Below are 23,929 nucleotides of genomic sequence, written 5' to 3'. Positions count from 1 at the left end.
ATCGTAAGCTTAGCGCCAAACGGCCACCCAGGGGTGGCCGTTTCATCGATACCGAAAGGACTGTGTCGAAATCAGGATGCCGCGGCGCTCTTTTTGGGGCGCGGCACTGCTGTTTTGGCAATCTGCACCGCGGCTTGGGCTGCGGCCAATCTTGCGATCGGCACGCGGTAGGGAGAGCACGAGACATAGTCGAGGCCGACCTCTTCGCAGAAGCGGATCGAGGCCGGATCGCCGCCATGTTCACCGCATATGCCGAGCTTGATGTCGGGCCGTGTCGCCCTGCCCTTTTGCGCAGCCATGCGCACCAGTTCGCCGACGCCCTCGATGTCGAGCGAGACGAACGGGTCCTGCTCGATGATGCCTTTCTGCCGATAGGTCTCGAGGAAGGACGCCGCATCGTCGCGCGAGATGCCGAAAGTGGTCTGGGTGAGATCGTTGGTGCCGAAGGAGAAGAACTCGGCTGTAGCAGCGATGACGTGGGCGCGGATCGCCGCGCGCGGAAGCTCGATCATCGTGCCGGTGAGATAGTCGATCTTGACGCCGGTCTCGTCCATGACAGCCTTGGCGACCGCATCGATGCGCGCCTTGACGTAGTCGAGCTCCTTCACCAGGCCGACCAGCGGCACCATGATCTCGGGAACGACCAGCGCGCCGGCTTTCTTGCCGGCCTCGACGGCTGCCTCGAAAATGGCGCGCGCCTGCATCTCGGCAATCTCGGGATAGGAGACGGCGAGACGGCAGCCGCGATGGCCGAGCATCGGGTTGAACTCGTGCAGGGCTTCTGTGCGCTGCCTGAGCTTGTCGGGCGAGACGTTCATGGCGGCGGCGACCTCCGCCACCTCCGCTTCCGTCTTGGGCAGGAATTCGTGCAGCGGCGGATCGAGCAGCCGGATCGTCACCGGCAGGCCGGCCATGATCTCGAACAGTTCGAGGAAATCCGAGCGCTGCATCGGCAACAGCTTGGCAAGCGCGGTGCGGCGGTCCTTCTCGGTATCGGCCAGGATCATCTCGCGCATGGCGACGATACGCTCGCCGTCGAAGAACATGTGCTCGGTGCGGCAGAGGCCGATGCCTTCGGCGCCGAAGGAGCGCGCCATGCGCGCATCGAGCGGCGTCTCGGCATTGGTGCGCACCTTCATGCGGCGCACCGCATCGGCCCATTCCATGATGGCGGCGAAATCGCCCGACAGTTCCGGCTGCAGCATCGACACGGCGCCCTTCAGCACCTGGCCGTTGCTACCATCGATGGTGATGATGTCGCCCTTGCGGAAGGTCTGGCCCATAGACATCAGCGTGCCGGCCTTGTAGTCGACACGCAGCGAGCCGGCGCCCGAAACGCAAGGCTTGCCCATGCCGCGCGCGACCACGGCGGCGTGGCTGGTCATGCCGCCGCGCGTGGTCAGGATGCCTTCCGAAGCATGCATGCCGTGAATGTCTTCGGGGCTGGTTTCGATGCGCACCAGGATTGCCTTGCGACCTTGCGTCTTCAGATCCTCGGCATCGCCCGAGGAGAAAACAATCTCGCCGGTCGCCGCGCCCGGAGAAGCCGGCAGGCCGACGCCGATGACATCGCGCGCGGCCTTGGGGTCGATGGTCGGATGCAACAGCTGATCGAGCGAGGCCGGATCGATGCGGGCGACCGCCTCCTCCGTCGTGATCAGCTTGTCGCGCGCCATTTCGACGGCGATCTTCAGCGCCGCCTTGGCGGTGCGTTTGCCGGAACGCGTCTGCAGCATCCACAATTTGCCGCGCTCGATGGTGAATTCGAGGTCCTGCATATCGCGGTAGTGCTGTTCCAGGCGGTCGGAGATGTCGACGAAGGAGCGAAACGCGTCCGGCATCAGTTTCTGCAGCGACGGCTTGTCGGAGCCAGCGGCAATGCGCGCCGCCTCGGTGATGTTCTGCGGCGTGCGGATGCCGGCCACGACATCCTCGCCCTGCGCGTTCACCAGGAACTCGCCGTAGAGCATCTTTTCGCCGGTCGAGGGGTTGCGCGTGAAGGCGACGCCAGTGGCTGACGTCTCGCCCATATTGCCGAACACCATGGCCTGGACATTGACCGCCGTGCCCCAGCTTTCCGGGATGTCGTGCAGGCGCCGGTAGGTGATGGCGCGGTTGTTCATCCAGCTGGAAAACACCGCGCCGATCGCCCCCCACAGCTGCTCGTGCGGGTCCTGTGGAAACGGCCTGTCGAGCTCCTCCTCGACCTTGGCCTTGTAGAGGGCAATGACGCTCTGCCATTCCTGCGCTGTCAGTTCGGTGTCGAGCTCGTGGCCGAGGCTCGCCTTCTGGTCCTCGAGGATTTCCTCGAACACTTCGTGGTCAAGACCCATGACGACATCGGAATACATCTGGATGAAGCGGCGGTAGCTGTCATAGGCAAAGCGGGCATCGCCGGAATCGGCTGCCAGCGCCTCGACCGTCTCGTCATTGAGGCCGAGATTGAGCACGGTGTCCATCATGCCCGGCATCGAGGCCCTGGCCCCGGAGCGGACCGAGACCAGAAGCAGCTTCGACGGATCGCCGAAACGGCGCCCGGTCAGTTGCCCGATATGGTCCAGCGCCTTGACGACATCGGCCTGCAACGCGGCCGGATAGCTGTTGCCGTTGGCGTAATAGGCGTTGCAGACTTCGGTGGTGAGCGTAAAGCCCGGCGGCACCGGCAGGCCAAGACTGCACATCTCGGCCAGATTGGCGCCTTTGCCACCGAGAAGGTTGCGGTCGCCCGCACGTCCTTCCGCGGCGCCATCGCCGAAGGTGTAGACCCATTTGGTCATGCTCGCCCTCCAAGTTCTCGGAAGATTAGAACCCCGGGGCCCAAGACCCGGTTCCCCCGCGCTCCGACCCGAGCGTTATTATGCTGCAGTGCGAAAGGCAAGGCGTGGCCGGCCAGGCGCGCCAACTACAATCGATTAAGGAAAGCCGCATCAAAAAGACTTGCTGTATCGCTGCCCAAGATATAGAACATATAGGGAACAAGTTGGGAGCAGCGTGATGAAACTCAACGGAAAACTCGACTATCTCGAACTGCCCGCGACCGGCGCGACGCTGGACAGCGTCAAGGCTTTCTACAGCGCCGCCTTCTCGTGGTCGTTCACCGATTACGGGCCGACCTATTCAGCCTTCGGCGAAGGGCTCGATGGCGGCTTCCAGGCCGATGCAGGCGAGGCTCCGGCGAAACCATTGCCGGTGCTCTATTCGCAGGATCTGGAAGCAACCCTCGACGTTGTCGAAAGCGCCGGCGGCACGATCGTCAAGCCGATATTCTCGTTCCCGGGCGGCAGGCGGTTCCATTTCACCGATCCCGCCGGCAACGAGTTGGCGGTCTGGGGCGAATAGCGCTTCCCCGCGCGAAGCGGTGGATCAGTTTTGCACAGTGGCCAACTCGGCATTGAGCTTTCGTGCCGCTCGTCTTATAAGGCCGCGCGCAACGGGCAAAGCTCGCTTGCTGGGGCGTCGCCAAGTGGTAAGGCATCGGTTTTTGGTACCGACATTCCCAGGTTCGAATCCTGGCGCCCCAGCCAAATCACATGCCTTTGGAATCAATGATTTACCGACCTTATCGATGGCTCCCGTCAGGAGCTATCTGACTCCCACGCGACCCCGACTCCGTTGACAGAGCCGGGGCCGTGCGGAGAGGATCAGTAATCGTTGTCGTCCTGGATGACGACGGGATGATGCCGATGATGTCGATAATAGCGATGATGGCTGCGCTCGATCGAGCCGGTCACGATGACCGTATCCCGGCGATGATGTCTGCGGCCGTGGTCGTAGAAGGCAACCGTGCCGTGTCTGCGGTGATGAAGGCGTTGACCCTGGTCATTGATGACCTTTACGCTCCTGTGATGATGTCGATGGTGGGTCGTGATGACCACGTCAGCTTCGGCTGCCGGAGCTATCGTCGGCATGGCAATGAACAGCGCCAAGGCGCTCACGATCATTGTTTTCATTGTAATATCTCCACCTGCTAATTATCCCTTCGCGGGGATAACCGCGTCCCATCCCTTTGGTTCCGAGTAGCGTCGTCGGTCCACGGGCGCGATCAGTGACGGCTGCTCCCGTGCAACACGGCGTATCGAAAGAAGAAGTTGCGACAGCAGCTCCTGTTGGCAACTTCTGGTAAAGGCGCTCTTTCAAGCCGACCACCAGGGTTACGCCACTCGACAAAGGAGCGCTGCACAGGACCCTTCTATGTCGTCGCGTTCGATCTCCTGATCTGTGACGGGAAACACCCGTCTTGCGAGGAAGACCGTCGGCACAATTTGTGAGATTTACGAGACCAATCAGGCCATCTTAGATCGCCTAAGTCGGGCCGTCTCAGATCCCGTAAGAAAGTGCAAGGTAAACCACCGGCGCCAAGATCAGCAGAACCGCGATTCCGATAACCACTGCGATTGCCAGGCGCTCTGTTCGCCTGACAAGCTCAGCGACCTTGTCGTCGTCAGCCGATGGTATGAGGTCAAGAACGGAAGAAACCTCCGCAGGACTGTCGTTGTCGTTTGCGGGTCGGGTTGCGCCGTCACGCACAGATCTCTGGACAAAGGTCACTGTTAGCCTCGCTATTGAAACGCACGCCGTTGGCGGTGTCACGACAATCGGGTGCCCGCTAACCTCTCAGGAATGGCGGGCACCCGATTGACCACCGATGAAGGGACTCATGCTCGGCAGCCCGGTTCCAATGTATCGGGAGGGCATAGGTTGCCCGCCTTCAGGCCTATGGCTCCGACGTCAGGACTTCAGTCATACCCTGTTCGGACCTTGGTCTGGCAATCGACGAAGCGATGGCCGCCATTTTGTTTCGACGCAGAAAATGCGGGAACATTAGTAGGCTCTTACGAGTTCACTCCCAGCAACTAGTTCGGGAGAGATACGGTGAACAACATAATCTGGCTCATCGGAGCAGTCGTTATCGTGATTGCGATACTGAGCTTCCTGGGCTTCCGATAAACGTGGCAGCTGAATTGCGGTCGGAGCCTATTGCCATCTGCGCCTTGTAGGCATCGCTTTCGCGTTGGCCGGGCGCTTTGCATGTGGGCTTTGGCGTTCGCTCTCAGGTGGCGCTTAAATTCCTTCTCTTCGAACCTTACAGAATGCGCGTCGCAAGCAGGTCGCAAGGGCGACGGTCCTGTTGCAACAGTCGGATCGACGCCATCGCCGACGAAATCAACAAAGCATGCTGCGTCAGCTCGCCTCGCGCATCGCCTCGGCGGCCTGCAGATCGACCGAGACCAGTTGGCTGACGCCCTGCTCGGCCATGGTCACGCCGAACAGGCGGTTCATGCGCGCCATCGTGATCGGGTTGTGGGTGATGATGACGAAGCGCGTCTCGGTGGTCGCGGCCATTTCGTCCATAAGGTTGCAGAAGCGTTCGACATTGTGATCGTCGAGCGGCGCGTCGACTTCGTCGAGCACGCAGATCGGCGCCGGATTGGTCAGGAACACGGCAAAGATAAGCGACATCGCCGTCAGCGCCTGCTCGCCGCCGGACAGCAGCGTCATGGTCTGCGGCTTCTTGCCGGGCGGACGGGCCAGGATTTCGAGCCCGGCTTCGAGCGGGTCGTCGGATTCGATCAGCTGCAATTCGGCCGTGCCGCCACCGAACAGATGCGAGAACAGCCGCTGGAAATGGCCGTTGACCACCTCGAAAGCGGCAAGCAGCCGTTCGCGGCCTTCGCGGTTCAGGCTCTGGATCGCTTGCCTCAGTTTGCGGATTGCCTCGATGATGTCCTCGCGCTCGGAAACGATGGCCTCCAGCCGGTCCGACAGTTCCTTCTGCTCTTCCTCGGCGCGCAGATTGACGGCGCCGAGCCGCTCGCGCTCAACCTTCAGCCGGTCGAGCTGGCGCTCGATCTCGGCCATTTCGGGCATCGGGCTGTCGGCTTCCAGGCCAGTATGGCGAATGACCAGATGCGGAGGCGTGTTCAGCGTTTCCTGGATGCGCGCCTCGACCTCGAGCCGGCGCTCGTCGGCGGCGGTCAATCGCTCTTCGGCGCGGACGCGGGTTTCGCGGGAATCGGCCAGCGACTGGATCGCCGCGGTGGCGGCCTTGTCCAGCTCGGCCTGCTTGGTCTCGGCCTCCTGCAAGCGGTCGGCGGCTGCCTTGCGCAAGGTCTCGGCCTCGGTTAGCTGCGACAGCAGCGCGCGCCGCCTGGCGTCGATCTCGTCGGGGGCGTCGGCCAGCGTTTCGCGCTCGGCCTCGGCCTCGGCCCTGCGCTCGCCCAGCGAGGCAATCTGCGTCGAGGCGTTTTCGGCCCGCTGCAACCAGTTGCTGCGCTCGGCGCCGATGGCGTCGAGCCGGCGCGTGCGCGCCTCGGCTTCGCGGCGCAGGCCTTCATGGACGGCGCGCGCGTCGGCCAAGGTTGCGCGGTCCCTGCCGACATTGGCGGCGGTCTGTTCAAGCTGCAATTGCAGGTCGCCGAGATCGGGGGCGTCCTGCAGCAGCATTTCGGCCTCGGCGAAGGCGGCGGCCGTCTCTTCATGGCTGTCGACGATGCGCGCGCGCGCCTCGTCGAGCGCGGCGCGGCGGCTTGCCAATTCGCCGCCGGCCTTTTCGGCCTCGGCCAGTGCGCTGCGGGCGGCGTCCAGGCCGTGCTGGGCATCGCGCCCGGCCTGGCGGGCATTGCGTTCGGCCTCACTCGCCTGGCGGAGTGCCTGTTCGGCCTGGGCAAGGGCGGCTTCGGCCTCGCGCACGATCTGCGTCGCCTGTACCGCCTCGGCATCGAGCTCGGCCAGCCGGTTCTTCTGCGCCAGCCTTTGCGCGGCCGCGGTCGGTGCATCGGCGCTGGCGGTCAGCCCGTCCCAGCGCCACAGCGCGCCGTCGCGGCTGACCAGCCGCTGGCCGGGAGCGAGCAGAGCCTGCAGCCGGCGGCCGTCAGAGGTGTCGACAATGCCGATCTGCGCCAACCGTCGGGCAAGCTGCGAAGGCGCGCGCACCACGCTGGCGAGGCTCTTGAGGCCTTCCGGCAAGGCCGCATCGCCTGATTGAACCTGGCTTTCGCCCCAGTGCACCGGCGCGCTGCGGTCGAGCGGCACGTCGAGATCCTCGCCAAGCGCAGCACCAAGGGCCGTCTCATAGCCGCGTTCGACGCTGAGTTGCTCCAGCACCGACGGGAAAAGATCGCCGCTGGCGGCATTGAGGATCTTGGCCAGCGTGCGGGCTTCGGTCTCGATGCCGGCGAGTTCGGCCCTGGCATCCTGCAGCGGCGGACGGGCGGCACTCTCGGTGGCGCGCGCCTCGGCGACCGCCTGTTCGGCAGCAATGGCGCCGGCCTCGGCCTCCTCCAACCGGGCGAGCGCGTCCTCGACCAGAGCGCGCTTCTCGGCGGGATCGGGCAAGCCCGCAACCTTCGACACAATCTCGGACAATTCGCGGTCGACATCGGCCAGCTGGCGGGCAAAGCGATCGCGGCGTTCGGCGTTTTCGCGCAGCGTTCGTTCGATCTGATTGCGCGCGGCGGCGGCCTCGGCGCGTTCGGCGGTCAGCGCAGCGAGCTTGGCTTCGCTCTGCGACAGCGTTGCGCCGGCCTGCTCGAAAGCGGCCCGCGTCGTGGCCTCGCGCTCGGCGGCGCCGGCATTTTCGGAGTTGAGCGTGGCTTCTTCCTCGCGCAGGCGCTCAAGAATATCCGCATTGTCGCGGACCATGCGCTCCTCGCGGGCGATGTCGCCGTCGAGCTGCTGCAGCCGGCGCTCCAGTTCGGCCTGGCGGGCGCGGATGCGGCCAGCCTCCTCCTCGATCTGAGCCTTGGCGATCGACAGGCGCTGGAAGGCGGCAGCCGCGGCGGCCTCGGCATCGCGCAGATCGGGCAGCCGGTGGGCGCCGATGCCTTGCTCGCGGGCGGCAGCCATCTGGGCGGCGGCGCGGTCGCCGACCAGAGCTGTGGCAACCGCCAATGCCGAACGCGCATCGCCCTCCTGGGTTTTGGCCAAAGTCCAGCGCAGATGCAAGAGCGTGGCTTCCGCCTTGCGGATATCGGCCGACAGGTTCTTGAAGCGCGATGCCTGGCGCGCCTGGCGCTTAAGGCTTTCGATCTGGCTCTCCAGTTCGCCGACGACATCGTCCAGCCGTTCCAGATTTTGTTCGGCCGCCTTCAGCCGAAGCTCGGCCTCGTGACGGCGCGTGTGCAGGCCGGAAATGCCGGCGGCCTCTTCGAGCAGCGCGCGGCGCGCCTGCGGCTTGGCCTGGATCAGTTCGCCGATGCGGCCCTGTCCGACCATGGAAGGCGAGCGCGCGCCGGTCGACTGGTCGGCGAACAGAAGCTGCACGTCCTTGGCGCGGGCTTCCTTGCCGTTGATGCGGTAGAGCGAGCCGGCTTCGCGCTCGATGCGGCGCGACACTTGCAATTCATCGGCGTCGTTGAAGGCGGCGGGCGCGGTCCGGTCGCTATTGTCGAGGAACAGCGTGACTTCGGCGGTGTTGCGGGCCGGGCGCGTTCCCGAGCCGGAAAAGATCACGTCGTCCATGCCGGACGCGCGCATGTTCTTGTATGAGCTTTCGCCCATCACCCAGCGCATCGCCTCGACAAGGTTCGACTTGCCGCAGCCATTCGGCCCGACAATGCCGGTCAGGCCACGTTCGATGACGAACTCGCCGGGTTCGACGAAGGACTTGAAGCCGAGGAGGCGAAGGCGCGAAAACTTCATTCGCGCCTGCCTGAAAGGCACAAAGGTGCGCTGACGCCGAAGCGCAGTCGCTCCGGCGCCGCCCGGACGTCAGAGCAGAGGGTCGATGATGGCCGATATTTCCTCAATCGACATCGCACCTTTGTAGGTTTTCCCGTTGATGAAGAAGGTCGGCGTCGAGTCGACCTTGAATTCATCGGCGCCGCGCTTCTGGACCGATCTCACATCGTCCAGAAGTTTCTGGTCCGTCAAGCAGGCCTCGAAGGACTCCTGTGTAAAACCGGCGAGCTTGGAGATCTGCAGCAGCGCATCCTTGGTATTGTTGACGCCGACCCAGTTGGCCTGCTGCTTGAACAGCACGTCGACCATCGGGAAATAATTGTCCTTCGAACAGCGCGCCAGCATGAAACCGGCCTCGGCGCTCGGATCGAATGGGAATTCGCGCAGGATGTAACGCGCCTTGCCGGTGTCGATGTATTTGGTCTTCAACTCAGGGAAGGTGGTCGCGGCGAAATGCGCACAATGCGGGCAGGTCATCGAGGCATATTCGACGATGGTGACCTTGGCGTCATCCTTGCCGAGCTGCTTGTCGGGCAAAGCGCCGGGCTTCAGCAGTTCGGCCATGTCGACATTGCCGGAAGACTCCGGGACCTTGACGGCGGCCGGAGTGGCAGGCGTCGAAGCAGGCGCGGGAGCCGCAGGCTTCACATCCGCTGCTTTGGCATCCTCGCCTGAATCGCTGCATGCGGCGAGCATAGCCACTGCCGGAATGACGGCCAGCGAAGACAGGAGGTTTCTGCGGGACAAGCTACGGTTCATGCGAATCACCTGACTGTGGTTTGATTTTGCAACGCAAAGGCTAGAAAAGGCGAGAGTTGGCGGGAATTAAGGCATCGCCGTCCCCATTCCAATCGCCAAACTCTACATGCAGGATCACGAATGCGCGAGATAGATGACGCGTTCATGACCGACTGATTACCGGTTGATTACCTTGGCCGCTTCCTTTGGCCAAGAATTGTGGCGCCAAGACGCTCCAGCGAGGCGCGCAAGCCTTCATCCTCGATCTTGCCGACGGTATCGGACAATTTGGCCTTTTCGACGGAAGTCAGTGCTCTCGGCGTCGGTTTCGGCCGGGCTTTGTCCCTCAGCACCGGCTTTTGCACGATCCGGATCCTGCCGATCGCGTTGAAGCCGAGAAAGGCATTGACGCGGTTGATGATCTCGCCGGTCTCGTGCTGTAGGTGCAGCGCGGCCATGCCCTCGCAGGCGATGACCAGCACCGCCGGCTCGAACGGATCGTCCTCATGCATGCGGCGCGGCCACTGGATTTTTTCGGGGCGCGAATGGCCGGCGAGCCTGGGGCCGGCGATCTCTTCCCATGACTGCACCAGCCCGATCGAAATGCCGGCCCGCTTGCGCAGCACGGGGTCGAGGATCGCGGTCGCGAGATCGCTCACCGGAACGGGATTGCCGTAAGGCGTTCTCCCTGCCATGTACGTTCTCCAGCCACGCTCCTCACCAGCCTAGAGCCAGCCCGCGATCAATGGCACTGCACGAACAGACCCGCAAGGCCGCATCCGGACCAACTCTATCGGGAGAGATCGCCGCGCGTCTGCTTGCCTGGTACGACGCGCACCATCGCGAACTGCCGTGGCGGATCACGCCGCACGCCGCGGCCGGCGGTGCACGGCCGGACCCCTATCGCATCTGGCTTTCGGAAGTGATGCTGCAGCAGACCACGGTCGAAGCGGTAAAATCCTATTTTCGCGCCTTTGTCGAGAAATGGCCTGATGTGAAGGCGCTGGCGGCTGCGCCGGCCGAGGATGTGATGAAGGCCTGGGCCGGGCTCGGCTATTATTCACGGGCGCGCAACCTCAAGGCCTGCGCCGATCTGGTTGCGAGCCAGGGCGGCCGTTTTCCCGACAACGAAACGGGATTGAGGGAATTGCCGGGGATCGGCGCCTATACGGCGGCGGCGATCGCGGCGATCGCCTTCGACCGTCCGGCGGCGGTCGTCGACGGCAATGTCGAACGTGTCATCTCGCGGCTCTATTCGATCGCAACGCCGCTCAGCGAGGCAAAGCCTGAAATCCGCGCGCTCGTCGAAAGACTGGTTCCGCAGACAAGGCCGGGCGACTTCGCCCAGGCAATGATGGACCTTGGCGCCACGATCTGCACGCCAAGACGGCCGCGCTGCATGCTGTGCCCGGTGCGCGAGGATTGCAGCGCCGTCCTGTCCGGCGACCCCGAGCGCTTTCCGGTCCGCCTGCCCAAGGTCGACAAACCACTCAGGCGGGGTGCCGCCTTCGTCGCCGAGCGCGGCGACGGCGCCATCCTGTTGCGCAAGCGGCCTGACAAGGGCCTGCTCGGCGGCATGACCGAGGTGCCGACCACAGGTTGGACAGCACGGATCGACGGTGCAACCACTTCGGAGGCAGCGCCCTTCCCTGCCGACTGGCGGCGCGCTGGAGAGATCGCGCATGTCTTCACCCATTTCGCGCTCGAGCTCGAAGTTTTTCACGCTCAAGTGAAAAGTGATGCGCCGGAAGGGCATTTCTGGTCGCTGGCCCATGACATTTCCGGAGAAGCGCTGCCGACGGTCATGAAAAAGGTCATCAAAGCAGCGATACCGGGCGCAACCAAAAAGCACCGCCCCATTGACTAGCATTCGCTTTGAAAGGCCCGAAATGACTGAAATCCGCCATATCGTGTTCGACATCGGTCGCGTCTTGCTCCACTACGATCCGAACATTCCGTTCAGCCGCCTCATTCCCGATGCCGAAGAGCGCAAGTGGTTCTTCGACAATGTCTGCACGCATGACTGGAACATCGAGCAGGACCGTGGCCGGACGTGGGAAGAGGCGGAAGCGCTGCTGATCGCGGATTACCCGGATCATGCTGAAAACATCCGCAATTTCCGACGCTATTGGAACGACATGGTGCCGCATGCCTATGAGGACAGCGTCGCCATCATGCTCGGCCTGATCGAGAGCGGCCACGACGTGACCATGCTGACGAACTTCGCCGCCGACACACTTGCCGAGGCAAGACTGCGCTTCGATTTCCTTAGCCGCCCGCGCGGCGTGACCGTGTCGGCCGATATCCGTGAGATCAAGCCCGACCGCGCCATCTACGACCATCACGTCGCCGCGTTCGGTCTCGAACCGTCAGCCACGCTGTTCATCGACGACAGCCCCAGAAATGTCGATGGCGCCAGGGCCGCCGGCTGGCAGTCGGTGCTGTTCACGGATGCAAAAACGCTGCGGGCAGATCTTGCGGGGTATGGGATCGCGGTGTGAATGCGCGGAGGGCCGAAGTAACGCTCTATGGCGCCCCCCTCTGGCCTGCCGGCCATCTCCCCCTCAAAAGGGGGAGATCAGCAGCCGCTGCGGCCGTTTTCACCTTGCAAGATCAAAAATTGGCGAAAGCGTTGATGACAGCAATCTCCCCCCTTGAGGGGGAGATGCCCGGCAGGGCAGAGGGGGGCCGTCGTAGAGCGCCGAATTTAAACCTTGAATCTCAAGCCCCTGCCCGTTCCATGCCGAGCCTGGCGATGCGGCGCAGTTCGTCGATCGGGGTCAGGCCGCCCGAGCGCTCATAGTGCCAGAAGGTCCAGCCATTGCAGGCGTCCAGGCCCTGCACTTCGGCGCCGATCTTGTGGATCGAGCCGGCGCTGTCGCCGATCGCCACCGTGCCGTCGGCGCGTACCTTGGCCGACCAGCGCTTCTTGGCATCGTAAAGCGTGGCGCCGGGCTGCATAAGCCCGGTATCGATGAGGCTGACAAAGGCGACGCGCGGCTCGGCGCGCTTGCCGGTGAGCACGGTGAGATCGGCGGTTTCCAGCGGCCGCACGGCATCGATGCGCTCATTGGCGGCGTCGATATAGGCCTGCTCGCGCTCGATGCCGACGAAATGGCGGCCAAGCCGCTTGGCCACGGCGCCGGTTGTGCCGGATCCGAAGAACGGGTCGAGCACGATGTCGCCCGGCTTGGTCGAGGCCATCATGATGCGGGCGAGCAGCGCTTCCGGCTTCTGCGTCGGATGCAGCTTGTCGCCATTGTCGTTCTTCAGCCGCTCGCCGCCAGTGCAGATCGGGAACAGCCAGTCGGAGCGCATCTGGATGTCGTCGTTCGATGCCTTCATGGCTTCGTAATTGAAGGTATAGCCCTTGCCCTTCTGGTCGCGCGAAGCCCAGATCATGGTCTCATGCGCGTTCTGGAAGCGGCGACCGCGGAAATTAGGCATTGGGTTGGTCTTGCGCCAGACGACATCGTTGAGGATCCAGAAGCCGAGATCCTGCATCTTGGCGCCGACGCGGAAGATGTTGTGGTAGGAGCCGATGACCCAGATGGTGCCATTCGGCTTCAGCACGCGGCGTGCCGCCAGGAGCCAGGCGCGGGTGAAGGCGTCATAGGCCTCGAAACTCTCGAACTGGTCCCAGTCATCGTCGACGGCGTCGACCTTGGACTGGTCGGGCCGGTGCAAATCGCCGTCGAGCTGCAGATTGTAAGGCGGATCGGCGAAGATGACGTCGATGGATTTTTCCGGCAGCCGGTCGAGCGCGGCGACACAATCGCCCTTGAGGATCGTGTCCAGCCACTCGGATTGCTGGGGGGCGTGGGAGAGGTCGGCGAGAAGACGCACGGCAGACATTTTTACACCCAAGGCACGCGTTACTGTTTACTCCCCGTTATGGTTACCGATCAGCGTAAATATTCGGTGAAGGACGCAACGGTCCAGGCAGCCCTGACGTCGTCAATTTGCGCAGCCCGGCCCGTTGGTGTATGTCGCGCCGCTTGAGCCTTGCCGGGCCTCCATCACCCTCCTCGTTCGGATTGCCATGCCCCAGCCAGATCTTGTCATCTTCGATTGCGACGGCGTGCTCGTCGATTCCGAAATCATCGCAGCCCGCGTCGAGGCCGAATTGCTGACCTTGGCCGGATATGAAATTTCGGCTGAGGAATACGCCGAAACCTATGCCGGACTGACCTTCAAGGACATCATGATGCGGGTCGAGCAAAAATCCGCCATCCCGTTCCAGGCCTCGATGATCGACCGGGCCGAAGAGCTGGTCGACCGCAAACTGCGCAGCGACGTGCGCGCCATCGACGGCGTGCGCGAGGCGGTCGCCGCGGTCACCGCGCCGCGCTGCGTCTGCTCGAACTCACGCTTGGAGCGGATCGAGTTCATGCTCGAGAAAGTGGGCCTGCTGCCGTTCTTCGCCGGCCGGATTTTTTCAGCGCTGGAAGTACCAAGCAAGAAAACCAAGCCCGCGCCGGATGTGTTCCTGATCGCGGCGGAGCAACTCAACGCCAATCCGGCAAACACCTTCGTCATCGAGGATTCGGTGCACGGCGTCACCGGCGCCAGGGCCGCCGGCATGCGCGTGATCGGCTTCACCGGCGCCGCGCACAGCTATCCCGGCCATGCCGATGTGCTGACCGAAGCCGGAGCCGAAACCGTCATCCGCCGCTGGGCCGAACTGAAAAGTGTGATTGCCGCTCTGTCGGAGTGGTCGGACGCCTGAACCGATCAGTCCTTGGCTTTGGCCGATTTGGCCGGTTTCTTCTTTGCCCTGTTGTAGGCAATCGCGGCACGGACGAGCGCTTTCAGCGCATCCGCATCGATCTCGTCGCCCTCCGACACATCGATGGCGCGCCACACCTTGCCGTTGAGCCCGTTGTTGAACAGCCTGTCGGGATCCGGCAGGTTGGCGCCGTGGGAAAAGGTCAGCTTCACCTTATCCTTGTGGGCGTTGCCGACGGCGATCATGCCGTCGCGCGACCATACCGGGCTGCCCATCCACTTCCACTCCTCGATGATTTCCGGATCGGCATCGAGGATGGTCTTGCGCAGGCTGGCCAACGTCTTGCCCCGCCAATCGTCCAGCTCCCGGATTCGGGCATCTATCCGCTCGGAGGCAGAGGCGCCTCCCTCATCCTTGCTCGACATGCTGATCTTCATGGTCTGCCTCCGTTCGCATCTTATCGCCGGGCAATCGGCTGGCCTGCTTCACCCAGGAGGCGAAGCGGGCTTCGTCGATCTCTTCGCCTTCATGGATGTCGAGATAGCGCACTTCCTTTTGCCTGGAACCGCCGGGAGGCACAGGATCGAGCGACGTGCCGCGAAAGAAGGCGACTTTGACGTATCTGGTGAAGCAATGCAGGCTGAGGAACCAACCCTCGCCCTCGATGCCATAGAACGGTGAGTTCCACTTCACCGCCTTGTAGACGCCGGGGACGGCGCTGACGATAAGTGCGTCGATCCAGCGCCCGACATCGCTTTTCCAGCCCGGCATGGCAGCAATATATGCCTGCACCGGAGCGTCCCCATAGGCCTTCGGGATCTGCGGGTTGCCGCCCGAAAGCAGGACCGGCTTTTCCGGCTTGTCTGGGGCCGGTTTTGCGACCTTCGATTTTCCCGGCGCCTTGGCCATGTCCTACCCTTGCGCGCCCTGCTCGCCACGCGATCTCGCGACGTAAGGCAGCACGAACATGTAGAGGCCGCTGAACAGCAGCAGGAATAGCGGCAGCAGCGGCGAATAGACCACCCAGGCCGGAGGTTGCCCGAACGCCATGGTGATGAAATTGGCTGCCACGGTCAGCGTGAAGATGATCGACAGCCAACGATGGGTTTGACGTATCCATTTGCTCAAATTCATTGCAACCTCCTCTTGAAACCAGCGCCTACCAACGCGCCAGCTGGGTGATCTGGATCAGATTGCCGCAGCTGTCGTTGAGCTGGGCGATGGTCGAGCCGGTCACTTCTGTCGGCGCCATGGCGAACGCACCGCCGCGTCCCTTGATGCGCTCGTAATCACCCTTGACCTCGTCGGTGAACAGCATGAGCGCGGGCTGCCCCTGCTTGAAGATGGCCTGCTGGTAGGCCTTGGCGGCCGGGTTGTCGTTGAGCGCCAGCTGTAGCTCGATTCCGTCGGGCTCATCGGGTGAGGTGACGGTCAGCCAACGAAAAGGCCCATTGCTGAAGTCGGCCTTCACGGCAAAGCCCAGCACGTCGGTGTAGAAGCGCAGTGCGTTGTCCTGGTTGTCCACATAGACGCTGGTCAGCTTGATCTTCATCGATTTTGTCCTTTTTGCATTCGGTGCCCCGCAGTCAGGGCATGGTACCGGCAGGCTTCAATCCGGCTTCGCCAGAAGCTGCTCCAGCTTGGTGAGAAATTGCTGCCACCCGGCCCTGGCGCCGCCATAGGCCTGCTTCTGGCTCGGCTGGAAGCCCGACTGCTCGACGCGCAGATGGGTCCCCGTGCTGGTGGGCGTGAGCGTGAACGTCACCACGCTCTTCAGATTGTAGGCGGCATCCTCATGCGCAAAATCCCAGCTGTAGGACAGCGTCCTGCCTTGCTCGACGGCGAGGACCTCGCAATCGAGCACGCCGCCCCAGTCGCCGCGAAGATTGAAGCTGTGGCCGACGACAGGCTTGAAATCGTTCTTCATGAGCCATTCCTCCATCAGATGCGGCTGCGTCAACGCGCGCCAGATCTTCTCCGCCGGCCAGGATATTTCACGTTCGACGACGACGGTGCGCAGTTCGGGATTGCTCACTGGTCCATCCTTTTCAGCAGGTTCTCGAGGTCATCGAAGCGGCCCTCCCAGAATCCTGTCATTTGAACTGTCCAGTCGGTCAGCGGACCAAGTGCCTCGGGCTGGGCGCTGTAGTGGGTCTGGCGTCCGGCGTGGCGGTCACGCACCAGCCCGGCCAGCTTCAGGACGCCGAGATGCTTCGACACCGCCGGTTGCGAAACCCCGGACTGCGCCGTCAGCGCCCCCACGGTCTGCTCACCCTGGCGGCAAAGGCGCTCGAAGATGGACCGCCGGGTCGGGTCGGCAAGCGTTCTGAACAAAGTATCGTGGGCGTCTGGCATAGGATCGATAACCTGCGAGATATTGATTTACGTATAACCGCCGGGCTATGGATGAGTCAAGTGCGCTGGCGGAATGGATCGAGATTTAAAGGCAGACGCGACCTGCCCGCAGGCGCACACCTGCAGGATCACGATCGGATCGTTGGATGTTTCAAAGAGTTGACCGGCACCGTCGCAGCAGCGACGGCGCCCAGGCGCTTAGTTCGTCGCGGGAGCGCGCTTCTTTTTCTTGCCGGACTTCTTGTCCGCCGCCGCCGGCGCGGTGTCGTCATAGCCGGCATAGACAGTGTAATCCCGGGCGGAAGGTTCGGGCACGACGACGTTGGGATCGGTGAACACGAACTGGGTGGCGGTCGAGGGATCGCTGACCTGGATCTGATAGGGGTGGAACTGCGAATAAAGTACGTCGGGGCCGTGCATGACGGCAATGCGGATCGGCATGGTGATGGTGCCGGGGGCGAACAGCGGTCCCGGCACGATCTTGCCGGCAACGCCAACCTTCATCGTCAACTGGCCGTTGGCACGGCTGCAATCGCGGCTCACATCGCTGATCGAGGCCTGGTAGATGATCTTGGCCGGATCCTTGTTCGGATCGACGATGGAGCCGTCAGGCGCCGTCTGCGCGGCGGCAGCGGCCTCGGCATCCTGTGTTGCATCAGCCTTTTTCTTTTTCGGCTGCGGCGCGCCCTTGGCGTAGGTATTGAAGTATGCGGTGCCGTCCCGCACCGTCACTTTCGGGCAGTAGGCCTGCAACTGGCTGGCGAGAACCTTGGGATCCTGAGGCGGTATTGGCGCATTCGGGTCGGTCTTCTTGCCGAAACCGAGATTGAGGATGCCATTGTCGCTCGATTGGCAACCGGCGGCGGCAAGCATAAAGCCGGTTAGCGCCAGACCCGCGACAAAGCGACGGTTGAACTTATGAAACGCCATGAAACTGCACTTCCCTCTCGCAAAGTTGGTGACGTATAGCAACGCCACGGCAAAAATGCGACTGAGGCGGCTCGGAAAATTAACCAATTGCCGTGGATGAAACCGGCGGCAGCAATGGACCTTTGACGATGCGCTATGTGAGTACCCGCGGGGATGCGCCCGTGCTTGGATTTGCCGATGCGGTGCTGGCGGGGCTGGCCCGCGACGGCGGGCTTTATGTGCCGCAGACATGGCCGCAGTTTTCGGCAGCCGAGATCCGCGCCATGCGCGGCCTGCCCTATGCGGACCTCGCCATCCGCGTGCTGACGCCCTTCCTCGGCGGCGAGATCGCCGCACCCGTCTTCGAGCGCCTGGTGCGAGAAGCCTATGCCACCTTCCGCCACCGGGCCGTCTGCCCGCTGGTGCAGACCGGCGCCAACACGTTCATCCTCGAGCTCTTCCACGGTCCGACGCTGGCCTTCAAGGACGTTGCCATGCAGCTGCTTGCTCGGCTGATGGACCATGTACTGACTGAGCGTGGCCAGCGCGCCACCATCGTCGGCGCGACCTCGGGTGACACTGGCGGCGCCGCCATCGATGCCTTTGCCGGCCGCGACCGAACTGACATTTTCGTGATGTTCCCGCATGGCCGCGTCTCGCCGGTGCAGCAGCGGCAGATGACGACATCGACTGCCGCCAACGTCCAGGCGCTGGCGATCGAAGGCAATTTCGACGATTGCCAGGGCCTGCTGAAGGATATGTTCAACGATCATCGTTTTCGTGATCGCGTGTCGCTGTCGGGCGTCAATTCGATCAACTGGGCCCGCATCATGGCCCAGATCGTCTATTATTTTTCCTCGGCGCTTTCGCTCGGCGCGCCGGACAGGCCGGTCTCCTTTACCGTGCCGACCGGCAATTTCGGCGATATTTTCGCCGGTTACGCCGCCAAGAAGATGGGCCTGCCGATCGAGCGGCTGATCGTCGCCACCAACGACAACGACATATTGGCGCGCACTTTCGCGACCGGTGAATACCGCACCAAGGGTGTGTTTGCGACGACGTCGCCATCGATGGACATCCAGGTATCGTCGAACTTCGAGCGACTGCTGTTCGAGGCCTGCGACCGTAACGCAGAGACGGTGCGGCGTTACATGGCCGGCCTCAAGCAATCCGGCGCCTTCACCATCGAGACCGCAGAAATCGACCGGATGCGGTCCGAATTCGACGCCGGACGCGCTGATATGGACGAGGTTGCCGCCACCATCCGTTCAACGCTCGAATCCAGCAATTATCTGCTCGATCCGCACACGGCCGCGGCCGTGCATGTCGCCGCCGGCAAGGCTGACGGTGCAGTGCCGATGGTGGTGCTGGGCACGGCGCACCCGGCCAAGTTCCCGGCCGCGGTCGAAGCCGCCTGCGGCGTGTCGCCGGCCCTGCCCGCATGGCTGGGGTCCTTGATGTCAGCCGACGAAAAGTACACGGTACTTCCATCCGACCTGAAAATGGTGGAAGATTACGTGAGCCGCCACTCAAGGGCAGCGCGTTAGGGAGTACTTGCCATATGGGTGTTGAGGTAAGCCGTCTGTCGAACGGCCTGACAGTCGCCACCGAAACCCTTCCAAGCCTCGAATCCGTTGCCCTTGGCGCCTGGGTCAAGTCCGGCGCCCGCAATGAGCGTGACGACGAGCACGGAATGGCCCATCTGCTCGAGCATATGGCCTTCAAGGGTACGAAAAGGCGGACGGCCTTCGAGATCGCCTCGGAAATCGAGGATGTCGGCGGCGAGATCAATGCCGCCACATCAGTCGAGACCACGTCCTATTACGCCAGGGTGCTGTCCGACGATGTGCCGCTGGCGGTGGATATCCTTGCCGATATCCTGCAGGAGTCCGAATTCGACCCGGAGGAACTGGAGCGCGAGCAGCATGTGATCCTGCAGGAGATCGGCGCCGCGCACGACACGCCCGACGACATCGTCTTCGACCGTTTCACCGAGACCGCCTTCCGCCACCAGACGATCGGCCGCTCGATCCTCGGCACGCCGGAAACCGTCAAATCCTTCACCTCCAAACAGCTGCATGATTTCATCGAGCGCCAGTATGGCGCCGAGAAGATGGTGATCGTGGCGGCAGGCGACATCAAGCACGACAATTTCGTGCGCGAGGTCGAAAAGCAGCTCGGCGGTTTCCGCAGCAAGTCCGACAGCACGATGCCGCAATATGCGCAGTATGTCGGCGGCGATTTCCGCGAGGATCGCGACCTGATGGACGCGCAGATCGTGCTCGGCTTCGAAGGCCGAGCCTATCATGTGCGCGATTTCTACGCTTCGCAGGTGCTTTCGATGATCCTCGGCGGCGGCATGTCGTCCCGGCTGTTCCAGGAGGTCCGCGAAAAGCGTGGCCTGTGCTATTCGGTCTATGCCTTCCACTGGGGTTTTTCCGATACCGGCATCTTCGGCGTTCATGCCGCGACCGGGCAGAGCGACATTGCCGAACTGGTGCCGGTCATTATCGACGAGCTGCAGAAGGCCGGCGAGAATATCCTTCAGGAAGAGCTCGACCGCGCCCGCGCGCAATATCGCGCCGGCCTGATCATGTCGGCTGAAAGCCCGGCCAGCCGCGCCTCGCAGATCGCCAGGCAGCTGCTTCTGTTCGGTCGGCCGATCGCCAAGGAGGAGTTGATGGAACGGCTGTCGGCGCTGACCGTCGAGCGGCTGACCGACCTTTCGTCCCGGCTGTTTTCGACCAAGCCGACGCTGACCGCGGTTGGACCGGTGGGTACGCTCGCGCCCTATGAGGCGATTCTCGAGTCGCTTGCGGGCACGCACACCACGGCCCGCAAGCTCGCCGTCTAAGCCTTCAAGCGCCGGTGTTCGCGCTCCCTTTCTTTCGCCGTGACCTGCCGGCACTGAAAGGCGACCGGGTCATGCTGCGCGTGCCCTACACCAACGACTATCGCGAATGGTCAGCGGTGCGCGGCGAAAGCCGTGCCTTCCTCGAACCGTGGGAGCCGCGCTGGACGCCCGATGAACTCGACCGCACCGCCTGGCGGCTGCGCATCGGCCGCTACCGCGAAGACTATGCGCAGGGGACAGCCATCGCCTTCTTCATCTTCGAGAAGGCGAGCGGCAAGCTTGCAGGCGGCATTACGCTCGGCAATATCCGCCACGGCGTCTCGCAAAGCGGCCATGTCGGCTACTGGATCGGGGAGCGGTTCGGCGGCCGCGGCCTGATGACCGACGCGGTCAAGGTGGTCTGCCGCTTCGCCTTCGATACGCTGAGGTTGCACCGGATCGAAGCTGCCTGTATTCCCGACAATGTCCGGTCGATCCGCGTGCTTGAAAAAGCCGGATTCCGGCGCGAAGGACTTCTGCGATCCTACCTCAGGATCAACGGCATCTGGCAGGACCACTACCTCTACGCCCGGATCGCGGACGATCCGCCGGGCGCTGGAACGAAGGACTGATTTTTGACGAATTTCCTGCGAAACGGGTCGCTGTTGGCCTTTGTTCTGGCGGTTGTCGTCACGCTTTGCGCGGCGCTCCCGGCCTTCGCCGTCGAACCGATCAAGATTGCCCGCGACGATGTCGCGCTCGACCTGTCGCGCGCCGTCCAGATCTACGTCAATCAGGGCGAAAACTTCCAGGTGTCGACCGCGCCCGGTCCCGACGGCATCGTCCGGCGCATCGAGGTCGAGGCCAATGACGCGCGCTCGAGCGGCGACTGGGCGGTGTTCGCGCTCGCCAACACCACCGACCAGCAGCTCGACCGGCTGATCGTGGCGCCGCATTTCCGGCTGGTGAATTCCGGCATCTTCTGGCCCGATCTCGGCGCCACCCGCATCGCCGCGATCACCCCCAGCGAGGGCTTCGCGCTCGACCGCCAGTCAAGCTCCGACGCCGACGTGTTCCGGGTGACGCTGAACCCGGGAACGGTGATCACCTTCATCGCCGAACTCGCCTCGCCGAAGCTGCCGCAGGTCTATCTATGGGAGCCGGAAGCCTACAAGGACTCGGTCAATTCCTATACGCTGTTCCGCGGCATCGTCATCGGCATCGCCGGGCTGCTGGCGCTCTTCCTGACCATCCTTTTCGTCGTCAAGGGAACCTCGATGTTTCCGGCGACAGCCGCACTTGCGTGGGCGGTACTTGCCTATATCTGCGTCGATTTCGGCTTTCTAAACAAGATCATAGAGATATCGCCCGGGAACGAGCAGATGTGGCGGGCGGGAACGGAGGTGGCGCTTGCGGCGACCTTCGTGGTGTTCCTGTTCGCCTATCTCAACCTCAACCGGTGGCACGGCCATTTCAGCTATGGCGCGCTGGTCTGGATCCTCGGTCTGGTGCTGATTGCGGGTGTGGCCATCATCGATCCGGCCGTCGCCGCCGGTATTGCCCGGCTGTCCTTTGCCGCCACCGCGCTGACCGGGCTCGGCCTCATCATCCTGCTCGGTCTTCGTGGTTACGACCGTGCGATCATGCTGGTGCCCAGTTGGGTGATGGTGCTGCTATGGCTGTGCGGGTCGTGGATGGCGATCACCGGCATGCTCGACAACGACATCGCCCAGCCGGCATTGGGCGGCGGGCTGATCCTGATCATCCTTTTGATCGGCTTCACCGTCATGCAGCATGCCTTTGCCGGCGGCGCGCTGCATCAGGGCCTGTTCTCCGATCTTGAGCGCCAGGCGCTGGCCGTCGCCGGCTCCGGCGACACGGTGTGGGACTGGGACGTGCTGCGCGACCGCGTCGTCACCAAGCCCGACGTCAGCATCCAGCTTGGCCTGGCGCCCAACAGCCTGGGGGGTGCGGCCCGCAACTGGCTGCCGGTGCTGCATGCCGACGACCGCGACACGTTCCGCACCACGCTCGACGTGGTGCTCGAACATCGGCGCGGCCGGGTCTCGCAGAATTTCCGCCTGCGCGGCGCCGACGGGCACTACCACTGGTTCTTGCTTCGGGCGCGGCCGGTGATCGGCTCGGATGGCGAAGTGATTCGCTGCGTCGGCACCATGGTCGACGTCACCGAGCAGAAAAAGTCCGAGGAAAGGCTGCTGCACGATGCCGTTCACGACAATCTGACCGGCCTGCCCAACCGCGAACTTCTGATGAACCGGCTGGAAGCCATCATCTCGATCGCGCGCACCGAAGAGAAGGTGCGCCCCACCGTCTTCGTCATCGACATCGACCGTTTCAAGCAGGTCAATGACGGGCTTGGCATCTCGGCCGGCGACACCATCCTGCTCACCATTGCGCGCCGCTTGCACCGGCTGTTGAAACCGAAGGATTCGCTGTCGCGCTTTGCCGGTGACCAGTTCGCCCTGATGCTGCTCTCCGAACAGGAACCCTCCCGCATCGCGGCGGTGGCAGACGCCATCAAGCACGCGATCAACAACCCGATCACCTTCGCCAAGCGCGAGATCGTGCTGACTGCCTCGATCGGCCTGATCACCTGGACCTCGGCGCAGACTTCGGCAGAAGACATGGTCAAGGACGCCGAGCTTGCCATGCACCAGGCCAAGCGCTTCGGCGGCGACAGGATCGAGCCGTTCCGGCCGGCCTTCCGCACCGTCGGCACCGACCGGCTGCAATTCGAATCCGATCTGCGCCGCGCCATCGAGCGGCGCGAATTCACCCTTGCCTACCAGCCGATCGTGCGGCTGGAGGACGGCAGCATTGCCGGCTTCGAAGCGCTGCTGCGTTGGGACCATCCGCGCCGCGGCATGATCCCGCCCGGCGATTTCATTCCGGTCGCCGAAAGCTGTGGCCTGATCGTGCAGCTTGGGCTGTTTGCCATGCAGCAGGCGGCCGAAGACCTCGCCGGCTGGCAAAAGCAGATCGGCGACACCCCGCTGTCGGTGTCGGTCAATCTGTCCAGCCGCCAGTTGATCCGCCGCGACCTAGTCAGCGATGTCCGCTCGGTCATCGCCCGCGCCAATCTGAAGCCGCGCTGCTTCCGGCTCGAACTTACCGAATCGCTGGTCATGGACAATCCAGAGCAGACCTCGCATGTGCTGACCAAGCTCAAGCAGCTCGGCATCGGCCTGTCGCTGGACGATTTCGGCACCGGCTATTCCTCGCTCGCCTATCTGACCCGCTTCCCCTTCGACACCATCAAGATCGACAAGAGCTTCGTCGACGACGCGACGCCGAAGCGGGCGGTGCTGCTCAAATCCATGGTCAACATGGCGCATGAACTCGGCCTGTCGGTGGTGGCCGAGGGCATTTCCGACGAAAGCGATGCGCTGGAATTGCGCCAGATGGGCTGCGAATATGTGCAAAGCTTCATGTTCGGCGCGCCGATGCCAGGCGACCAGGTGCTGAAGGCGTTGAAAGAGCAGTACCCGATGACGCAGGCGTGACGGGTGAGGCATGCGTCGTGCAGGCGCGTGGTTACATTGGAATGAACCCCTGAAGCGACCGCGCCTTCGTCATCCTAGGGCGAAGCAAGGAGCGCAGCGACGCGGCGCAGACCCTAGGATGGCGAAAGTGGCGGGCGGCTTCGGCTAGTCGCGAAGGTTCGG

21 protein-coding genes and 1 tRNA gene are annotated in these 23,929 nt (G+C 63.2%); 9 read left to right on the top strand and 13 right to left on the bottom strand.

What is annotated here, in order from left to right:
- Positions 1-71: 71 nt before the first annotated feature.
- Positions 72-2,777, bottom strand: a complete 2,706-nt coding sequence (gene ppdK / locus NKJ76_RS17200; protein ID WP_023684609.1) for a pyruvate, phosphate dikinase — start codon at positions 2,775-2,777, stop codon at positions 72-74.
- A gap of 217 nt (positions 2,778-2,994) precedes the next feature.
- Here ppdK and NKJ76_RS17195 point away from each other — a divergent pair, with 217 nt between their 5' ends.
- Both NKJ76_RS17195 and NKJ76_RS17190 read left to right on the top strand, forming a co-directional pair.
- Positions 2,995-3,339, top strand: a complete 345-nt coding sequence (locus tag NKJ76_RS17195; RefSeq protein ID WP_023687172.1) for a VOC family protein — start codon at positions 2,995-2,997, stop codon at positions 3,337-3,339.
- A gap of 110 nt (positions 3,340-3,449) precedes the next feature.
- A tRNA-Gln gene (locus NKJ76_RS17190) sits at positions 3,450-3,524 on the top strand.
- 117 nt (positions 3,525-3,641) lie between these two features.
- Here the strand turns inward: NKJ76_RS17190 and NKJ76_RS17185 are convergent.
- The 4 genes from NKJ76_RS17185 to NKJ76_RS17170 all read right to left on the bottom strand — a co-directional run bounded on the left by NKJ76_RS17185 (position 3,642) and on the right by NKJ76_RS17170 (position 10,112).
- Positions 3,642-3,950: a hypothetical protein gene (locus tag NKJ76_RS17185; RefSeq protein WP_023670691.1), complete on the bottom strand. Its 309-nt coding sequence runs from the start codon at positions 3,948-3,950 to the stop codon at positions 3,642-3,644.
- 1,231 nt (positions 3,951-5,181) lie between these two features.
- On the bottom strand, positions 5,182-8,640 hold the full coding sequence (smc, locus tag NKJ76_RS17180; RefSeq protein WP_352537948.1) for a chromosome segregation protein SMC: 3,459 nt from the start codon (positions 8,638-8,640) through the stop codon (positions 5,182-5,184).
- Between the two features lie 69 nt (positions 8,641-8,709).
- Complete coding sequence (locus tag NKJ76_RS17175; protein WP_023692056.1) at positions 8,710-9,438, bottom strand: DsbA family protein; 729 nt, start codon at positions 9,436-9,438, stop codon at positions 8,710-8,712.
- A 167-nt stretch (positions 9,439-9,605) separates the two neighbouring features.
- Positions 9,606-10,112, bottom strand: a complete 507-nt coding sequence (locus tag NKJ76_RS17170) for a DUF721 domain-containing protein (protein ID WP_023687168.1) — start codon at positions 10,110-10,112, stop codon at positions 9,606-9,608.
- Between the two features lie 50 nt (positions 10,113-10,162).
- On the opposite strand from NKJ76_RS17170, the gene mutY reads away from it, so the two are divergent.
- On the top strand, positions 10,163-11,284 hold the full coding sequence (gene mutY / locus NKJ76_RS17165; RefSeq protein ID WP_352537947.1) for an A/G-specific adenine glycosylase: 1,122 nt from the start codon (positions 10,163-10,165) through the stop codon (positions 11,282-11,284).
- Positions 11,285-11,306: 22 nt separating this feature from the next.
- Complete coding sequence (locus tag NKJ76_RS17160) at positions 11,307-11,918, top strand: HAD family hydrolase (protein WP_023687166.1); 612 nt, start codon at positions 11,307-11,309, stop codon at positions 11,916-11,918.
- Between the two features lie 220 nt (positions 11,919-12,138).
- On the opposite strand, the gene NKJ76_RS17155 is transcribed toward NKJ76_RS17160, so the two are convergent.
- The gene (locus NKJ76_RS17155; protein WP_023668392.1) at positions 12,139-13,272 is read right to left on the bottom strand and encodes a site-specific DNA-methyltransferase; all 1,134 of its coding nucleotides are present in this window, start codon (positions 13,270-13,272) and stop codon (positions 12,139-12,141) included.
- 187 nt (positions 13,273-13,459) lie between these two features.
- Between NKJ76_RS17155 and NKJ76_RS17150 the strand changes: the two genes are divergently transcribed.
- Complete coding sequence (locus NKJ76_RS17150) at positions 13,460-14,146, top strand: HAD family hydrolase (RefSeq protein WP_023687164.1); 687 nt, start codon at positions 13,460-13,462, stop codon at positions 14,144-14,146.
- A 5-nt stretch (positions 14,147-14,151) separates the two neighbouring features.
- Here the strand turns inward: NKJ76_RS17150 and NKJ76_RS17145 are convergent, their stop codons facing one another.
- The 7 genes from NKJ76_RS17145 to NKJ76_RS17115 all read right to left on the bottom strand — a co-directional run bounded on the left by NKJ76_RS17145 (position 14,152) and on the right by NKJ76_RS17115 (position 17,431).
- Positions 14,152-14,583 carry a DUF1801 domain-containing protein gene (locus NKJ76_RS17145; RefSeq protein ID WP_352537946.1) on the bottom strand — a complete coding sequence of 144 codons (432 nt, stop codon included), beginning with the start codon at positions 14,581-14,583 and terminating at the stop codon, positions 14,152-14,154.
- On the bottom strand, positions 14,555-15,055 hold the full coding sequence (locus NKJ76_RS17140) for a DUF1801 domain-containing protein (protein ID WP_023716121.1): 501 nt from the start codon (positions 15,053-15,055) through the stop codon (positions 14,555-14,557). The genes NKJ76_RS17145 and NKJ76_RS17140 overlap by 29 nt, the downstream gene beginning before the upstream one ends.
- A gap of 3 nt (positions 15,056-15,058) precedes the next feature.
- Positions 15,059-15,280 carry a hypothetical protein gene (locus NKJ76_RS17135; RefSeq protein ID WP_023668396.1) on the bottom strand — a complete coding sequence of 74 codons (222 nt, stop codon included), beginning with the start codon at positions 15,278-15,280 and terminating at the stop codon, positions 15,059-15,061.
- A 25-nt stretch (positions 15,281-15,305) separates the two neighbouring features.
- Positions 15,306-15,698, bottom strand: coding sequence for a VOC family protein (locus NKJ76_RS17130; protein WP_352460034.1), 393 nt, complete (start codon positions 15,696-15,698; stop codon positions 15,306-15,308).
- 57 nt (positions 15,699-15,755) lie between these two features.
- Positions 15,756-16,181, bottom strand: coding sequence for an SRPBCC family protein (locus NKJ76_RS17125; RefSeq protein ID WP_352460035.1), 426 nt, complete (start codon positions 16,179-16,181; stop codon positions 15,756-15,758).
- Positions 16,178-16,501 (bottom strand): ArsR/SmtB family transcription factor, encoded by a 324-nt coding sequence (locus NKJ76_RS17120; protein WP_352460036.1) that lies wholly within the window; start codon positions 16,499-16,501, stop codon positions 16,178-16,180. The genes NKJ76_RS17125 and NKJ76_RS17120 overlap by 4 nt, the downstream gene beginning before the upstream one ends.
- A gap of 198 nt (positions 16,502-16,699) precedes the next feature.
- Complete coding sequence (locus NKJ76_RS17115) at positions 16,700-17,431, bottom strand: hypothetical protein (RefSeq protein WP_352537945.1); 732 nt, start codon at positions 17,429-17,431, stop codon at positions 16,700-16,702.
- Positions 17,432-17,559: 128 nt separating this feature from the next.
- On the opposite strand from NKJ76_RS17115, the gene thrC reads away from it, so the two are divergent.
- From thrC to NKJ76_RS17095, 4 genes are read left to right on the top strand one after another with little or no spacing between them, the layout of a single operon-like run.
- Positions 17,560-18,957, top strand: coding sequence for a threonine synthase (gene thrC, locus NKJ76_RS17110; RefSeq protein WP_023754850.1), 1,398 nt, complete (start codon positions 17,560-17,562; stop codon positions 18,955-18,957).
- Positions 18,958-18,971: 14 nt separating this feature from the next.
- Complete coding sequence (locus NKJ76_RS17105) at positions 18,972-20,264, top strand: M16 family metallopeptidase (RefSeq protein ID WP_352537944.1); 1,293 nt, start codon at positions 18,972-18,974, stop codon at positions 20,262-20,264.
- Positions 20,265-20,278: 14 nt separating this feature from the next.
- Positions 20,279-20,875: a GNAT family N-acetyltransferase gene (locus NKJ76_RS17100; protein WP_023668403.1), complete on the top strand. Its 597-nt coding sequence runs from the start codon at positions 20,279-20,281 to the stop codon at positions 20,873-20,875.
- A 3-nt stretch (positions 20,876-20,878) separates the two neighbouring features.
- Positions 20,879-23,767 (top strand): EAL domain-containing protein, encoded by a 2,889-nt coding sequence (locus NKJ76_RS17095; RefSeq protein WP_023706671.1) that lies wholly within the window; start codon positions 20,879-20,881, stop codon positions 23,765-23,767.
- The last annotated feature ends 162 nt before the right edge of the window (positions 23,768-23,929 follow it).

The organism is Mesorhizobium sp. M0029 (assembly GCF_040323735.1).
In the GTDB taxonomy this organism is placed as follows: domain Bacteria; phylum Pseudomonadota; class Alphaproteobacteria; order Rhizobiales; family Rhizobiaceae; genus Mesorhizobium.
Note: the sequence above shows the minus strand (reverse complement) of the source record. Positions and strands in the feature narration are given on the sequence as shown.

Excerpts from the sequence above, each read along its gene's own strand:
- ppdK (WP_023684609.1), bottom strand. The coding sequence starts at position 2,777 with ATGACCAAATGGGTCTACACCTTCGGCGATGGCGCCGCGGAAGGACGT.
- NKJ76_RS17195 (WP_023687172.1), top strand. The coding sequence starts at position 2,995 with ATGAAACTCAACGGAAAACTCGACTATCTCGAACTGCCCGCGACCGGC.
- NKJ76_RS17185 (WP_023670691.1), bottom strand. The coding sequence starts at position 3,950 with ATGAAAACAATGATCGTGAGCGCCTTGGCGCTGTTCATTGCCATGCCG.
- smc (WP_352537948.1), bottom strand. The coding sequence starts at position 8,640 with ATGAAGTTTTCGCGCCTTCGCCTCCTCGGCTTCAAGTCCTTCGTCGAA.
- NKJ76_RS17175 (WP_023692056.1), bottom strand. The coding sequence starts at position 9,438 with ATGAACCGTAGCTTGTCCCGCAGAAACCTCCTGTCTTCGCTGGCCGTC.
- NKJ76_RS17170 (WP_023687168.1), bottom strand. The coding sequence starts at position 10,112 with ATGGCAGGGAGAACGCCTTACGGCAATCCCGTTCCGGTGAGCGATCTC.
- mutY (WP_352537947.1), top strand. The coding sequence starts at position 10,163 with ATGGCACTGCACGAACAGACCCGCAAGGCCGCATCCGGACCAACTCTA.
- NKJ76_RS17160 (WP_023687166.1), top strand. The coding sequence starts at position 11,307 with ATGACTGAAATCCGCCATATCGTGTTCGACATCGGTCGCGTCTTGCTC.
- NKJ76_RS17155 (WP_023668392.1), bottom strand. The coding sequence starts at position 13,272 with ATGTCTGCCGTGCGTCTTCTCGCCGACCTCTCCCACGCCCCCCAGCAA.
- NKJ76_RS17150 (WP_023687164.1), top strand. The coding sequence starts at position 13,460 with ATGCCCCAGCCAGATCTTGTCATCTTCGATTGCGACGGCGTGCTCGTC.
- NKJ76_RS17145 (WP_352537946.1), bottom strand. The coding sequence starts at position 14,583 with ATGAAGATCAGCATGTCGAGCAAGGATGAGGGAGGCGCCTCTGCCTCC.
- NKJ76_RS17140 (WP_023716121.1), bottom strand. The coding sequence starts at position 15,055 with ATGGCCAAGGCGCCGGGAAAATCGAAGGTCGCAAAACCGGCCCCAGAC.
- NKJ76_RS17135 (WP_023668396.1), bottom strand. The coding sequence starts at position 15,280 with ATGAATTTGAGCAAATGGATACGTCAAACCCATCGTTGGCTGTCGATC.
- NKJ76_RS17130 (WP_352460034.1), bottom strand. The coding sequence starts at position 15,698 with ATGAAGATCAAGCTGACCAGCGTCTATGTGGACAACCAGGACAACGCA.
- NKJ76_RS17120 (WP_352460036.1), bottom strand. The coding sequence starts at position 16,501 with ATGCCAGACGCCCACGATACTTTGTTCAGAACGCTTGCCGACCCGACC.
- NKJ76_RS17115 (WP_352537945.1), bottom strand. The coding sequence starts at position 17,431 with ATGGCGTTTCATAAGTTCAACCGTCGCTTTGTCGCGGGTCTGGCGCTA.
- thrC (WP_023754850.1), top strand. The coding sequence starts at position 17,560 with ATGCGCTATGTGAGTACCCGCGGGGATGCGCCCGTGCTTGGATTTGCC.
- NKJ76_RS17105 (WP_352537944.1), top strand. The coding sequence starts at position 18,972 with ATGGGTGTTGAGGTAAGCCGTCTGTCGAACGGCCTGACAGTCGCCACC.